The sequence below is a fragment of the Bradyrhizobium sp. MOS002 genome, assembly GCF_003020115.1.
Classification (GTDB): Bacteria; Pseudomonadota; Alphaproteobacteria; order Rhizobiales; family Xanthobacteraceae; genus Bradyrhizobium.
Genome location: NZ_PYFX01000005.1, coordinates 151,728 through 165,671, shown reverse-complemented (window position 1 = coordinate 165,671; position 13,944 = coordinate 151,728). Strand labels below are relative to the sequence as shown.

At 65.0% G+C, this 13,944-nt stretch carries 10 protein-coding genes; 3 read left to right on the top strand and 7 right to left on the bottom strand.

All coding sequences use genetic code 11. The annotated features are described in order from the left end of the window. Nucleotides 1-65 precede the first annotated feature (65 nt). The 6 genes from tsaE to ubiE all read right to left on the bottom strand — a co-directional run bounded on the left by tsaE (nucleotide 66) and on the right by ubiE (nucleotide 8,584). Nucleotides 66-1,598 carry a tRNA (adenosine(37)-N6)-threonylcarbamoyltransferase complex ATPase subunit type 1 TsaE gene (gene tsaE, locus C7G41_RS17945; protein WP_106943828.1) on the bottom strand — a complete coding sequence of 511 codons (1,533 nt, stop codon included), beginning with the start codon at nucleotides 1,596-1,598 and terminating at the stop codon, nucleotides 66-68. Continuing rightward, on the bottom strand, nucleotides 1,595-4,099 hold the full coding sequence (locus C7G41_RS17940) for a PAS domain-containing sensor histidine kinase (protein WP_106943827.1): 2,505 nt from the start codon (nucleotides 4,097-4,099) through the stop codon (nucleotides 1,595-1,597). The genes tsaE and C7G41_RS17940 overlap by 4 nt, the downstream gene beginning before the upstream one ends. 189 nt (nucleotides 4,100-4,288) lie before the next feature. Further along, the gene (gene dut, locus C7G41_RS17935; protein ID WP_106943826.1) at nucleotides 4,289-4,747 is read right to left on the bottom strand and encodes a dUTP diphosphatase; all 459 of its coding nucleotides are present in this window, start codon (nucleotides 4,745-4,747) and stop codon (nucleotides 4,289-4,291) included. Beyond that, nucleotides 4,744-6,195, bottom strand: coding sequence for a bifunctional phosphopantothenoylcysteine decarboxylase/phosphopantothenate--cysteine ligase CoaBC (gene coaBC, locus C7G41_RS17930; RefSeq protein WP_106943825.1), 1,452 nt, complete (start codon nucleotides 6,193-6,195; stop codon nucleotides 4,744-4,746). The genes dut and coaBC overlap by 4 nt, the downstream gene beginning before the upstream one ends. Nucleotides 6,196-6,251: 56 nt before the next feature. Then, entirely contained in the window at nucleotides 6,252-7,826 is a 1,575-nt protein-coding gene (gene ubiB / locus C7G41_RS17925; RefSeq protein ID WP_106943824.1) for a 2-polyprenylphenol 6-hydroxylase, read from the bottom strand. Further along, complete coding sequence (ubiE, locus tag C7G41_RS17920; protein WP_106943823.1) at nucleotides 7,823-8,584, bottom strand: bifunctional demethylmenaquinone methyltransferase/2-methoxy-6-polyprenyl-1,4-benzoquinol methylase UbiE; 762 nt, start codon at nucleotides 8,582-8,584, stop codon at nucleotides 7,823-7,825. Before ubiE ends, ubiB begins: the two co-directional genes overlap by 4 nt. Nucleotides 8,585-8,665: 81 nt before the next feature. Here ubiE and mutM point away from each other — a divergent pair, with 81 nt between their 5' ends. Continuing rightward, nucleotides 8,666-9,547 (top strand): bifunctional DNA-formamidopyrimidine glycosylase/DNA-(apurinic or apyrimidinic site) lyase, encoded by an 882-nt coding sequence (gene mutM, locus C7G41_RS17915; RefSeq protein ID WP_106943822.1) that lies wholly within the window; start codon nucleotides 8,666-8,668, stop codon nucleotides 9,545-9,547. Nucleotides 9,548-9,881: 334 nt separating this feature from the next. Here the strand turns inward: mutM and C7G41_RS17910 are convergent, their stop codons facing one another. Continuing rightward, nucleotides 9,882-10,625: a ParA family protein gene (locus C7G41_RS17910; protein ID WP_106943821.1), complete on the bottom strand. Its 744-nt coding sequence runs from the start codon at nucleotides 10,623-10,625 to the stop codon at nucleotides 9,882-9,884. 239 nt (nucleotides 10,626-10,864) lie between these two features. Between C7G41_RS17910 and ggt the strand changes: the two genes are divergently transcribed. Continuing rightward, nucleotides 10,865-12,544, top strand: a complete 1,680-nt coding sequence (gene ggt / locus C7G41_RS17905; protein ID WP_106943820.1) for a gamma-glutamyltransferase — start codon at nucleotides 10,865-10,867, stop codon at nucleotides 12,542-12,544. Nucleotides 12,545-12,839: 295 nt separating this feature from the next. Next, entirely contained in the window at nucleotides 12,840-13,892 is a 1,053-nt protein-coding gene (locus tag C7G41_RS17900; RefSeq protein ID WP_245446574.1) for a sensor histidine kinase, read from the top strand. Nucleotides 13,893-13,944 lie beyond the last annotated feature (52 nt).

Here is a 13,944-nt window from a genome sequence, read left to right as displayed (position 1 = left end):
GGTGTCTTGGCTAACAGCCGGTAAATCGGGCCCCGAATCGGCCTTTTCCGCCTGCACTAGCCTTTTCAGCCTTGGGCCCGCCCTTGGGGCGGTGGGACGTTGGCGAGATACCAGTCGCGCAGATGAGCGAGCGCGGGATGCGCCAGGGAGCGCTGGAGATAGGTCCAGATCCGCGGCTGATGACGCAGATAATGCGGCTTGCCGTCGCGGCGGTTGAGGCGGGCGAAGGTGCCGAGCAGGCGCGTATTCCGCTGCGCCGACATGATGGCGTAGAGCTCGGCGAAGCCGGCCGCGTCGAAGCTCGCGTCGCTCGCGCGTCGCGCCTTGATGTAGCGCGACAGCAGCGTCAGCTCGATCGCCTCGGGCACGTCGATGCGGGCGTCCTGGAGCAGCGACACCACGTCGTAGGATTGCGGTCCCAGCACGGTGTCCTGGAAATCGATCACGCCGACGCGTTCGATGCCGGTGCGATTCCCGAGCCAGATCAGGTTCGGCGAGTGATAGTCGCGGATGATCCACGTCTTCGGCGAGGCCTGTGGCTTCTGCAGCAACTCGCGCCACATCGCGAAAAATTCTGCGTGCTTCCCGTCGTCCAGCGGCGCGTTGCGATCGGGCAGGTACCATTCCGGCATCAGCCCGATTTCGATCAGCAGCGCCTCGGTATCGAAGACGGGAATGGCGTAGGTCTGCCCCCCCAGCGGCAGCGTTTCCGGCAGCGTCTTTCCGTGCAGCACGGCCAGCAAATCGGTTGCGGCTTCGTAGCGTTCGGCGATCGGGCGCGGCGGATCGCCCTCGATCACGCCTTCGCTGCCGAAGTCTTCGCTGATCAGGAATCCGTGGTCTAGGTCGGAATGATGGATCGCGGGCGCGGAGATTCCTTGCGCGCGCAGGCCCTCGTCGATGGCGACGAAGGGTCTGATGTTTTCGGCGAGATGCACCGCGGCGCTGTAGGATTTTCCGTTGTACATCGCAGCGCCATCCGGGCGCTGCGGAGAATTCATGAGGATGACGATCTCGTCGTCGCGCAGCAGCCGCGCATAGGAGCGGGTCGAGGCGTCGCCCGCCATGCGTTTGCGCGTTGCCACCATGTAGCCGGATGCATCGAGGAATTCGCGCAGCGCCTTCAGCCGCGCGACGGTGGCGGCAGCCTTGCCATGGCCGGTGATGTCGGCGGCGCGTGCATTCGAGCCCAGCGCCGGCCGGTGCGTCAGCGCGATGTCGATGCGGTCTTGAGGCATCGCCGACGGTGCGCGCTCCGGCCATTCGATCAGGACGAGGGTTGCGTCCGGCAGCGGCGACAGCCCGATCTCCTCGAGCTCGCTCTCGTCCTCGACGCGATAGAGGTCGGCATGCATCACCGGGAATGGCGGCAGCTCGTAGCCCTGCACCAGCGTGAAGGTTGGGCTCGGCACTTCCAGTGCTTCATCGCCGGCGAGGTAGCGGATCATGGCCCGCGCCGCCGCGGTCTTGCCGGCCCCGAGATCGCCGGTGAGGGTGATGACATCGCCGGGGCCGACCAGCAGCGCGAGGTCGGCCATCAGTTGCGCAGTGGCAGTCTCGTTGTGGAGCGCGACGGAGAATGTGGTTGGCGCAGTCATTCGGCGGCGTCGCGATGCGCCGCCTGGTCGGTCGGGAAGTCACAGATCACGACCGTGCCCCTACCCACGATCGAATCGACCCGGATATTGCCGCCATGCAGCTCGACGAAGGAGCGCACCAGCGACAGACCGAGCCCGGCGCCGCGATGACGCGAGCCCTGCGAGCGGCTCTCGAACCAGTTGAACACCTTGTCCTTCATGTCGGCAGGTATTCCAGGCCCGGAATCTGTCACAGTGAAGACCACACTGCGTTCGGTGCGGCGGGCGCTGATGCCGACGGTGGAATCCGGTGGAGAAAACCCGACGGCGTTGGCAAGGAGGTTATAGAGCACCTGCACCACGCGCTTCTCGTCGCCGGTGAAGCTGCCGACATCGGGCGCGATCTCGACCTTGAGGCGGATGCGGTCGGTGGCGAGCCGGTCCTGGAGACCTTCGGCGGCGAGCTCGATGGTCTTGCTGACGTCGACCGGGCCGAGTTCTAGCTTCATGGCGCCGGCGTCGATGGTGGCGAGATCCAGGATGTTGTTGGTCAACGCCAGCAGCGCATTGGTCGATTTGGTGACGTAGTCGAGATATTCGGCCTGTTTCGGCGTCAGCGGCCCGGTCGAAGGATCGCTGAGGAAATGCGCGAAGCCGATGATGGTGGTGAGCGGCGAGCGCAGCTCGTAGGAAACGTGGTGGACGAAATCCACCTTCATCTGGTCGGCGGCCTCCAGCGCCTCGTTGCGCTCGCGCAGCGCGCGCTCGACGTTCTCGGTATCGGTGATGTCCTGGAACGTCAGCATCGTCGCGCCGTCGTGCAGGGGCCGGATCATGCCGTCGAGCACGCTGCCGTCCTTGCGCTCGAGCTTCAGCGGAACGTCGGCGCGGCTCTCGATCGAGGTGACGGCCTCGCGGATCTGCCGCCAGACGATCGCGTCGTCGAACAGCTGATGGCACCAGCCCTCGACCGTCTGGATGTGCGGCTCGTCGCGCATGGCGTCAGCGGACAGCTTCCACATCCGGACGAAGGCCGGGTTGAACAGCTGCGCCTTGCCGTTGCTGCCGAACACCGCAACGCCCTCGGCGAGGCTGTCCAGCGTCTCGCGCTGGACCCGGATCATGCCGTCGAAGCGACGAGCGAGCTCAAGGCTCTCGGTGACGTCGTCGAACAGATAAGTGACGCCGCCTTCGGGATTCGGCGTGGTGACGACGGAGAGCGCACGGCCGTCGGGCAGGTACCAGGTGTCCTTGGCAGCCTCGACCGCGCGATAGGCCTCGTGCAGCTTGGCCTTCCAGGCGCGGAAGTCCGGCTGTTCCGGCAATTTGCGCGAGGAACGGAGCTTGTCGAGCACGCTGGAATCATCAGGGTTGGCGTCGAGAAAGGTGCGGTCGAGGTCCCACAGCTGGCGGTAGGAATCGTTGTAGAAGGCAAGCCGGCGCTGGCCGTCGAACACGGCAACGCCGGAGGAGAGCTGGTCGAGCGTGCGGCGATGCGCCTCCGCCATCCGCACCAGCGCCGAGCTCAAGGCATCCGCCTCGCTGGCATCGATGGCAACGCCGACATTGCCGCCGCCGACATTGACGGCGCGCACGTCATAGATGCGCCGCTCGCCGCCGATCACGATCGGCAGCCGCGAGGTGAAATTGGCCGCTTCCTTCAGCCCCCGCTCCATCGCGGTCCGGTCGGCGCTGTCGAGCAGCTCGAGCTTGCGCTCCTGGGCGTCGGTGATGCTGGCCGCCTCGGTCGCACGGACATAGGCGGGGTTGGCGTAAGCCAGCGCGCCGTTCTCGCCCTTGGCCCAGATCGGCCAGGGTGCGGCGGTCGCGAAGCCGCGCAGCATCTCCGTCTCGTCGGAAAGCGCCTTGTAACGCAGATTGGTCTCAGCGAGATCGCGGCGGAGCCCTGAGAGCTCGCGAATTCTGACGATGGCCTGGCCACCGATGGCGCGGCCGATGGCCTCCAGCGTGTGACCATGCGCGGTGGTGAGTGTCAGCTGGAACCCGTCGCCACGGTCGCGCAACGCGTCGACAGCGTGATCCATCTGGAGCGCCGGTTCCGGCGGCAGCCAGGTTCCAAACGCGAGCACGCGCTGTGGAGAGGAGTCGCGCGGCAGCACCAAGGAGATGTCACCGGAGATCTGCGCGCGATTGTCGCCGGCCGGCCAGGAGATCAGGATCTGCGGCTCGGCGAAGAGTAGTGCGCCGAAGCGGTCGGCCTGGAGCTGGAGTTCCCCGATCCGGGCGCGCAGCCGCGCCTCGTTCTTCGCCGTGCGCACGCGCGTGCGCATCAGGAGGATTGCGGCGACCACCGAGAAGCCGAGCAAGGCCAGCGCGGTGGCCAGCACCGCGAGCTCCTGCCGGTTGAAATCCAGCAACGTTGAGAGTGTGTCGACGAGGTCGGCGGCCTCAGCCGGCGCAGCCGGCAGCAGCGCCGCGAGAGCGCTTCCCAACAAGCCGTTGCGCACGAGCGATGTGCACGACAGCAGCGTCCGACGCATCGACACGATCACGCCTGACATAGTTGCCCCAAGATCGCACGAATTTGCGCGCGGCGACCCCCGTCGCGCGCGAATCAAACGACAATACCCTCACCGTGACTCCACCGGTAAGAGTCCAGATCGTGAACGCAAAGGCGGTCCCAAAAAAATGCCGGGCTGGTGTTCCGATTCACGCAGTTCCTCGGGTGATTCGGTGGAAGTTGCAGCGCACTAGCGGCCGGTCGAGCCGAATCCGCCGGCGCCGCGGTCGGTCGCTGACAATGTCGCCACGGGAACCAGCGCGGCCTGCACCATTGGCGCGATCACCATCTGTGCGATGCGCTCGCCGCGCTTGACCACGAAGGCGGTTCGGCCGTGGTTGATCAGGATCACCTTGATCTCGCCGCGATAGTCCGCGTCGATCGTGCCCGGTGAGTTCAGCACTGTGACGCCGTGCTTGGCCGCAAGGCCCGAACGCGGCCGCACTTGCGCCTCGTATCCGGGCGGCAACGCCATTGCGAGGCCCGTCGGCACCAGCGCGTATTGGCCGGGCGCAAGCGTCAGCGGCTCGTTCTCGGCCACCGCCGCCATCAGGTCGAGACCGGCGGCATCATTGGTCTGATAGGCCGGCAGCGGCAGCCCCTCCGCATGGGGCAGGCGTTGCAGCTCGACGCTGACTTTGGTGCTCAAGATGCGGACTCCCGGGATTTGCCGGTCACGCTCTTTGCGATATGCGCGACCAGTTCAATGGCGACCTGTTCCTTGGTCATCACTGGCCAGGAATCAACCGTGATCTCGCCGTTCTCAGCACCATTTTTGCGGCTGATAAGGTGCACGGTGTTGCGGTCCCCGCCCATCACGCCGGTTGCGGGGGAGACGTCGTTGGCGACAATCCAGTCGCAGCCCTTGCGGGCAAGCTTCGACTTGGCGTTGTCGATGAGGTGCTCGGTCTCGGCGGCAAAGCCGATCACCAGCGGCGGGCGCTGGTCGGTCAGCTTGGCAATAGTCGCGAGGATGTCGGGGTTCTCGACCAGCTGGAGCGGTGGCATGCCGGCCGAACTCTTCTTCAACTTCTGCTCGCCTTCATTGGCGACCCGCCAGTCGGCGACGGCGGCGGCGAAGATCGCGATGTCAGCGGGGAGCGCGGCCTGCACTTGCTCCAACATCTGCCGTGCCGATTCCACATGCTTGACCATCACGCCCTGGGGATCGCTGAGATCGACCGGGCCGCTGACCAGGATCACTTCGGCGCCCGCGGCCTGTGCGGCGGCAGCGATCGCAAAGCCCTGCTTGCCGGAGGATCGGTTGGCGATGTAGCGCACCGGATCGATCGGCTCGTGGGTCGGACCTGCCGTGATCAGCACGCGCTTGCCGGCGAGTGGGCGCGGCACCGGCGGCCGCAGCAGGCGCTCGGTGGCGGCCGCAATTTCGATCGCCTCGGACATGCGGCCGACGCCGGCTTCACCCGCTTCCGCCATCTCGCCGGAATTCGGCCCGATCAGCATCACGCCGTCGCGTTGAAGCTGCGTGACATTGCGCCGCGTCGCCGCGTTGTTCCACATCAGCGGGTTCATCGCCGGCGCGAGCAGGACCTTGCGGTTGGTCGCGAGCAGGATGGCGCTGGCGAGATCGTCGGCATGGCCGTTGGCCATCTTGGCCATCAAATCGGCGGTCGCAGGAGCCACCACGATCAGGTCGCACTCGCGCGCCAGCCGGATATGACCGGCGTCGAACTCGCTCTGGGGATCGAACAGGTCTGTGTAGACGCGCTCATGCGAAAGCGCGCTCACGGCCAGCGGCGTGACGAATTGCTGCGCCGCCTTGGTCAGCACGCAGCGCACCTCGATCCGCCGCTCCTTGAGCCGCCGGATCAGGTCGAGCGACTTGTAGGCCGCGATCCCGCCGCCGATGATCAGGGTGACGCTGGCCTCGGGGAGGGCACCGCTGCGCTGGGGCATGGGAGTCGAGGAGGCCGCGGGCGGCGCCGCGAACGGCGTCAGCGGCTCCTCGCGGCCTTCGATCAGCTCTCCGAGGATGACCCGGACCTCTTCCTCGACCGACCTACGGTTCCTGGCCGAGCGCAACCTGAGGTAAGTTTTGATGCCTTCGTCGAGCTTGCGAATGGTCAGGCTCGCCATGACGCCCCTCCAGCACGAATGATGGCGATGCTATCATTCGTGTGATTGCACTGCAATCAAAGATTCCGGACGGCGATCAGGATGCCGATGAAGGTCGCTGCGATGATCCAGAGCGCCACGGTGCGCCAGCGGTTCTTGCGGCCCTCGCTGCGGCCCATCGCCGCGATGCTCTCCGGCGATAGCCGGATACCCTCCCGGGTCATGGTCTCCAGCTGTTCGAGCACCGCAACCGAGCGTGCGGCGATATCGGGCAGACGCATCAGGATGCGCGCGAGATCGCCAGTGCCGGAGATCGCGCCCTGGACCCGTCCGATGGGACCGAGATTGCGCTCGATCCATTCCCGCACCACGGGGTCGGCGACCTTCCAGATGTCGAGCTTGGGATCGAAGCCGCGTGCCACGCCCTCGACCACCACCATGGTCTTCTGGAGCAGGATCAGCTCGGGCCGCGTGGTCATGTCGAAAAGGCCGGTGACCTCGAGCAGCAGCGTCAGCAGCCGCGCCATCGAGATCTCTTCCGCCGTGCGGTTGTGAATGGGCTCGCCGATCGCGCGGATCGCTTGCGCGAAGTTTTCGACCGAGTGATGCGCGGGCACATAGCCTGCCTCGAAATGCACTTCCGCCACACGACGGTAATCGCGGGTGATGAAGCCGAGCAGGATTTCGGCTAGGAAGCGCCGCTCCTTCATGCCGAGTCGGCCCATGATGCCGAAATCAACCGCGACGAGGCGGCCCGCGTCATCCAGGAACAGATTGCCCGGGTGCATGTCGGCGTGGAAAAAGCCGTCGCGCAGCGCGTGGCGCAGGAAGCTCTGAATCACCTTGCGGCCGAGATCGGGCAGGTCGACCTGCGACTCGGCCAGGCGCTTGTGATCGTTCAGCGCGATGCCGTCGATCCACTCCATCGTCAGCACGTTGTGCGTGGTGCGGTCCCAGTCGACGGTCGGTACGCGGAAATCGGGATCGTCGCGCGTGTTCTCCGCCATCTCCGACAGCGCCGCGGCCTCGAGGCGCAGGTCCATCTCCATCGCGACCGAGCGCGACATGGTGTTGATGACCTCGATGAGGCGCAGGCGCCGCGCCTCGGACGAATAGGATTCGGCCTTGTATGCGACGAAGAAGAAGTCGGAGAGGTCGCGGCGGAAGCGTGCGGCCACATTGGGTCGCAGCACTTTCACGGCGACCGCCTTGCGGATGCCGTCACGCAGGACTTCTCCGCGATGCACCTGTGCGATCGAGGCGGCTGCGACCGGCGCACTGAGGCTCGCGAACACATCGGTCAGCGGCCGTTCCAGCGAGGTCGCGATCGCAGCTTCCGCTTCGGCTTGCGAGAACGGCGGCAGGCGGTCCTGGAGGCTTTCGAGGTCGCGCGCCATGAGGAAGCCGACGACGTCGGGGCGGGTCGCCAGAAATTGTCCAAGCTTGAGATAGGCCGGGCCCATCCGGGTCAGCGCGCGCGACAGCCGCGGGCCCTGCTTCGGACCGCGCCGCTCGATGATGCGCGCAAGCTTCAGCGCGAGCTGTCCGTGTGGCGGCACCAGACTCGGATCGACGGCGCCGAACACGCCCTCGCGCGCAAAGACGAACGCGGCGCGCATCAGGCGCGCACTATGGGTTATGGCAGAGATCACAAACGCCAGCCTGAATGCAGCGCGACGATGCCGCCGGACAATATCTGCCAGTTCACGCGGGCGAAGCCGGCGTCGCGGATCATGTCGGCGAAGGCGTTGGGTCTTGGGAACTTGCGGATCGACTCGACCAGATATTGGTAGGACTCGGCGTCACCCGTGATCATGCGGCCGAGCGGCGGGATCACCTTGAACGAGAACAGGTCATAAAGGCGATCGAGCCCGGGCATCTCGACGGTGGAGAATTCCAGACAGAGGAAGCGGCTGCCTGGCTTGAGCACGCGATAGGCCTCGGCCAGCGCGAGATCGATCCGCGGTACGTTGCGAATGCCGAAAGCGATCGTATATGCGTCGAAGCCGCGGTCGGCGAAGGCGAGCGCTTCCGCATTGCCCTCGACGAAATCGACCTGGGTCTCGATATGGCGCTTCGCGGCACGCTCGCGGCCCACCGCCAGCATCCCGGAATTGATATCGCAGACGGTGGCATGGAAGCCCGCGCCTGCCGCCTTGGCGGCGCGGAACGAGATGTCGCCGGTGCCGCCGGCAACGTCGAGCAGCGCGAACGGCCGGTCGCCTCTGGGCGGGTTGAGCGCGTTGATCATGATGTCCTTCCAGACCCGGTGCAGGCCACCGGACATCAAATCGTTCATCAAATCATAGCGCGACGCCACGCTGTGAAACACATCGTTCACCAGCGTCTGCTTGTCCCCCAGGGGAACATCCCTGAAGCCAAAATGCGTGGTTTCGCCCGGCCGATCCATTACTCTACTCCACGAGGCGGACCATAGCGCGCCCGCCGCAATGGCGCTATCACACCGCCCTCATAAGGTGAATGCCTGACCATGCCCGAATTGCCCGAAGTCGAGACCGTCCGCCGCGGCCTTCAGCCGGTCATGGAGGGTGCGAAAATCCTCGTCGCGGAGGCCCGCCGGCCCGATCTGCGCTTTCCGTTCCAGCCGGATTTCGTGGCCCGGCTGCAGGGGCAGGTCGTCACGGGGCTCGGGCGTCGTGCAAAATATCTCATGGCCGATCTCGCCTCCGGCGACGTGCTGTTGATGCATCTGGGCATGTCGGGCTCGTTTCGCGTCATCAAGCCGGACAACGAGGCTCAGCCTGGCGAGTTTCACTATCCGAAAGCCAAGGACTCCACGCACGATCACGTGCTGTTTCGGATGTCCTCCGGCGCCGACATCGTCTTCAACGATCCGCGCCGCTTCGGTTACATGAAAGTGATCGCGCGCAGTGCCCTCGACGACGAGCCGTTGCTGCGCGGGCTCGGCCCCGAGCCGCTCGGCAACGAATTCGACGCCGCGATGCTGGCGCGGTCCTGCGCAGGCAAGACCACGAGCCTGAAAGCCGCGCTGCTCGATCAGCGCGTGGTCGCCGGGCTCGGCAATATCTATGTCTGCGAAGCCCTGCATCGCTCGCATCTGTCGCCGCGCCGGATCGCCGCAACGCTCTCGACCAAGAAGGGCGAGACCACCGATCATGCGAAGCGATTGGTCGGCGCCATCCACACCGTGCTGAACGACGCCATCAAGGCCGGCGGCTCCAGCTTGCGCGATCATCGCCAGACCTCGGGCGAGCTCGGCTATTTCCAGCACTCGTTCAAGGTCTATGACCGCGAAGGCGAGAAATGCACGACGCCGCGATGCGGCGGCACCGTGAAGCGTTTTACGCAGAACGGCCGGTCGACCTTCTGGTGCCCGAAATGTCAGAAGTGAAAATCAGGCTCCAAGCCTGAGAACGTGAAGTGCCGTAGCCCGGATGGAGCGCAGCGCAATCCGGGTCCAGCCTCTCCGCGGACAGACCTTCCCGGATTTCGCTTCGCTTCATCCGGGCTACAAAGAGCCCGTCATTGCGAGCGCAGCGAAGCAATCCAGAGTCTCTCCGCGGAAAAATTCTGGATTGCTTCGCTGCGCTCGCAATGACGTCGGAGATAGAGTCCCTCAAAAACGCGAAGCGAAGCAATCCGGCCGGGCTGGTGGCCGGATTGCTTCGTCGCTGGGGCCCTTCCGGATGGTGAAGGGCCGGCTGCCGTCTGAGCGATTGCCCCGCTCAGGACGCCAGTGTCGTGGTCTCGTCCGCTGCCAGCTCGGAAGCGACGTGCAGCATGCCGTCCGCGGCCGAGATGACGTGGTCGATCAGCACATTGGTCGTGGCTTCGAGCTCCAGGCGGGTCTCGATCCAACGCCAGAGGCCGCGAATCTCGTCTGCCGACTTGCCGTTCGGCGCGAACTCGCTGACGGCAAGGCCGCTCGCGAGCGAATCCTGGTGGTCGTTGCGCATCACGATCAGCGGGCGTGCGAGTACCTTGGCGAGATCGAGGGCTGCTTCCTCGGCGAGGCTGTTGGCGGCATTGTCGATGCGCTGGCCGCGGATCGGAGTCTGGTTCAGCACGAAGCTGTAAGGCCGCTTCCAGGCGCGCGCGACGCTGAGAGTGGAGACGGTGGCCTCGATGTCGGCGACGCTCGGGCGGGCCGGAATCAAGCAGAGGTCGGAATGGCGGATCGCGGCGGTGGTCGCGGCGCTGAGGCCGGCGGCGGTATCGACGATCGCGAGCTGAAGGCCGCTGTCGGCCAGCATCTTCAGACGCGGTTCGATGTCGGCGGCATGATAGATCGGCTCGACGACGAGATCATCGGCGGTGCGGCGGCGTTGCCAGTTGGACAGTGTGCCCTGCGGGTCGGTTTCGATCAGGCGGACGGTGAAGCCGGCCTGCTTTGCTGCCAGCGCCAGGCCGATGGCGAGCGTGCTCTTGCCGCTGCCGCCCTTTTGGGTGGCCAGTACGATCGTGTGCATTGAAGATCAATCCTTTGGAGTGCTCGGGTCAGGGAAACGCCACGCGAACGTGCATCGATCTCGATGCCGAGCTCTTCTCGCTCAGGACGTGCCGGCCCGATCCAAAGGGGGATCGCGGAGGTCCGAATCAGCAGTAACGATGATGGCGGACTCGGGAAGTCCAGCGAATCCGTACCATTACTGGACCCGTACTCGTACGTATGCTGTGCTTGGCGCCGTGAATCAAAAGGACAGGCGGCATGGGCGGAAACTGGCGCGACCGGACGGCGACGAATTTCGAATGCCAGAAGATGCCTGCGGTCTCGAGCCGCGGCATGGTGGTCAGCAACCATCCACTGGCCTCCAGCGCTGGCGCGGAGATGCTGGCCGCCGGCGGCAACGCCGTCGACGCCGCGATAGCGACCCTGTTCACGCTGACCGTGGTCGAGCCGATGATGGTCGGCATCATCGGCGGTGGCATGGCGCACATCCGGCTCGCCGACGGCAGTCACCGTTTCATCGACGGGCAGAGCACCGTTCCCGCGGCGGTGATTGACACCAGCTACACCCCCACCCCGGGCTCGGCGCATGACGTGTTCGACACCGTCGGCAACGAGAACCTCAACGGCCCGAAGGCGGTCGCCACACCCGGCTCGCTGAAGGCCTGGTGCGAGACGCTGCACCGCTTCGGCACCATGAGTCTCGCCGACGTCATGCAGCCCGCGATCAAGCATGCCGCACGCGGCTATGCGGCGACGCCCTATCTGCACGAATGCATCAGCGAGAGCGCCGCCGAGATGCGCAAGGACAAGCCGATCGCGGCGATCTATCTCCCAGACGGCGAGCCGCTCAAGGTCGGCGAGCGCGTGGTGCAATCAGAATATGCCGAGACGCTCCGCTACATCGCCGATCATGGCGAGACCGCGCTCTATGAGGGGCCGCTTGGCGACATCCTCGTCGACTACATGGAAAAGGCCGGCGGCTTCATCCGGCGCAACGATCTGACCAGCTACAAGACCGTCGAACGACAGCCGATCCGCGCCGATTACCGCGGCTGGACCATCTTTGGCCCGCCGCCGCCCGCGGCCTCCGGCGTGCATATCGCGCAGATGCTGAACATCCTGGAGGGCTACGACATCGAAGGGCTTGGCTTCGGCACGCCGGAAACGATCCACTATCTCGCCGAGGTCCTGAAGATCGCATTCGCCGATCGCGCCGCGGCCAGCGGCGATCCTGATTATGTCGGCGTCCCCGTGGAGCGGCTGACCTCGAAGGCTTATGCCGAGGAGCGCCGCGGTGCGATCGACCCGGCGCGGGCGCAGACCTGGGGCGCCGGCGTGTCGCAGCTTGAAGGCGCTCACACCACGCACATGACGGCGGCCGATGCGTTCGGCAACGTCGTCGCGACCACCCAGACCATCAACAATCTGTTCGGCGCCAAGATCATGATCCCGGGCCTCGGCGCCATCGCCAACAACTACATGAACCTGTTCGATCCGCGTCCCGGCCATGCGCTATCGCTCGCGCCGGGCAAGCGCGTGACGACCTCGATGTCGCCGATGATGGCGCTGTGTGAAGGCAAGCTGCGCTATGCGCTTGGCTTACCCGGCGGCAAGCGCATCTTCCCAAGCGCGATGCAAGCGCTGGTCAATCTGATCGACCACGGCATGAGCCTGCAGGAAGCCGTCGAAGCGCCGCGGGTCTGGACCGAGGGCAATGCGCTCGAGGTCGAGCAGAAGGTGCCGGAGAGCGTGCGCGTGAAACTCGCGGGGCTAGGTCACAAGGTCCAGCCGGTTGCGACAGTCGCCGGCGGTATGAACGGCATCGCCTTTCATGACGACGGAAGCATGACCGGCGCTGCCTGCTGGCGCGCGGACGGGACGCCTGTGGGAATTTCGGGAGGGCTCGCGCGAAGCGGTGTGCGGTTCAGGTTGAGTTAGTGGAGTGTTCCGAAAACAAGGCGCGGGCCGGTTTTCGGATACTACAGACATCGCGCTGCTTCAGCGGACACAAATTGTGCTGGCGTTTTTTGAGCTTCAACGGCAATTTTTTTGGACAAGGGCGTTCGCTGTTGTGCGGCAGATGTCGCATGCTCGACCCGACCGAGGCGGGTGACGACATAAATCGGGCACTGTATGTTGCGCAACTCCGACGGGTTTGACGGTCGGTGTCTGAGTAAGGTTGCGGCATATGGGTGGGGATCGAGCGAGCGACTTCCTGGCTGGGGGTGGCGAGATGGGCGCTTTGACGCGCGCATTCGACTGGTCGAAAACATCGGTGGGCTCCCCGGAAACCTGGCCTCAAAGTCTTCGGGTTACGGTGCGGCTCGTTTTAACCTCGCGCCACCCAATGTTCATCTGGTGGGGGCCAGACCTCATCCAATTTTATAACGATGCGTACCGGGAGACGATGGGGCCCGAAAGGCATCCAAGCGCGCTGGGTGCACGTGGTCACGAGTGTTGGGCCGAGATCTGGGACATCATTGGTCCGCAGATCGAGTATGTCATGTCCGCTAAGGGCGCGACCTGGCACGAGGACCAGCTTGTACCGGTTACGCGTCACGGTCGCCGCGAGGACGTTTGGTGGACTTACAGCTTTGGTCCAATCGATCTCGAAGGCAAGGTGGGCGGCGTGCTTGTGGTCTGCAAGGATGTCACGTCCGAGCATACAACAAGGGAAGCGCTGGGCCTCATCAATGAGGAATTGAAGCATCGCGTGAAGAACACTCTTGCCGTCCTGAGCGCGGTAGCCGCCCAGACATTTCGCGACCCAACGAGCAAAGCAGATCTCGAGAAGTACCAGGCACGCCTTGGCGCCTTCGGACGGGCGCACGACTTGCTGACCGCAGCAAATTGGGCTGTCGCGCCCCTTCCGGATGTGATCGACACGGCCCTCATCCCTTATCGGACAGGCGAAGGCCGCTTCACGGTTTCGGGTCCGCTACTCGTTGTCAAATCTCGACAGGCTCTTGGTCTGTCCCTGGCGATCCACGAGCTGGCGACCAACGCTTTGAAATACGGCGCACTGACCGTGGCGAGCGGCCGCGTATCGATTACATGGACATGCGAGGATCAGGATGGAGCGCCAAAATTCGTTTTCGTCTGGCAGGAATTTGGCGGGCCGATGGCGTCGAAGCCCTCCCGCGTAGGCTTTGGTTCACGCCTCATCTCCCGGGTCCTGGAAGACGATTTTGGAGGGGCGGTCGACGTTTCCTATGATTCGGCCGGTCTCGTTTGCCGCCTGACCGCCCCCCTCGAAAATCTGGCAACTTCCTCAAAAGGCCCGTGAGGCGGACCGGAAGCAGCATGGCTCAGCGGCGCGACATTTCCTGGCCGCATGC

Bases quoted from the DNA above. Each gene is read 5' to 3' on its own strand.
- tsaE (WP_106943828.1), bottom strand. From the start codon at position 1,598: ATGACTGCGCCAACCACATTCTCCGTCGCGCTCCACAACGAGACTGCC.
- C7G41_RS17940 (WP_106943827.1), bottom strand. From the start codon at position 4,099: ATGTCAGGCGTGATCGTGTCGATGCGTCGGACGCTGCTGTCGTGCACA.
- coaBC (WP_106943825.1), bottom strand. From the start codon at position 6,195: ATGGCGAGCCTGACCATTCGCAAGCTCGACGAAGGCATCAAAACTTAC.
- ubiE (WP_106943823.1), bottom strand. From the start codon at position 8,584: ATGGATCGGCCGGGCGAAACCACGCATTTTGGCTTCAGGGATGTTCCC.
- mutM (WP_106943822.1), top strand. From the start codon at position 8,666: ATGCCCGAATTGCCCGAAGTCGAGACCGTCCGCCGCGGCCTTCAGCCG.
- C7G41_RS17910 (WP_106943821.1), bottom strand. From the start codon at position 10,625: ATGCACACGATCGTACTGGCCACCCAAAAGGGCGGCAGCGGCAAGAGC.
- ggt (WP_106943820.1), top strand. From the start codon at position 10,865: ATGGGCGGAAACTGGCGCGACCGGACGGCGACGAATTTCGAATGCCAG.
- C7G41_RS17900 (WP_245446574.1), top strand. From the start codon at position 12,840: ATGGGCGCTTTGACGCGCGCATTCGACTGGTCGAAAACATCGGTGGGC.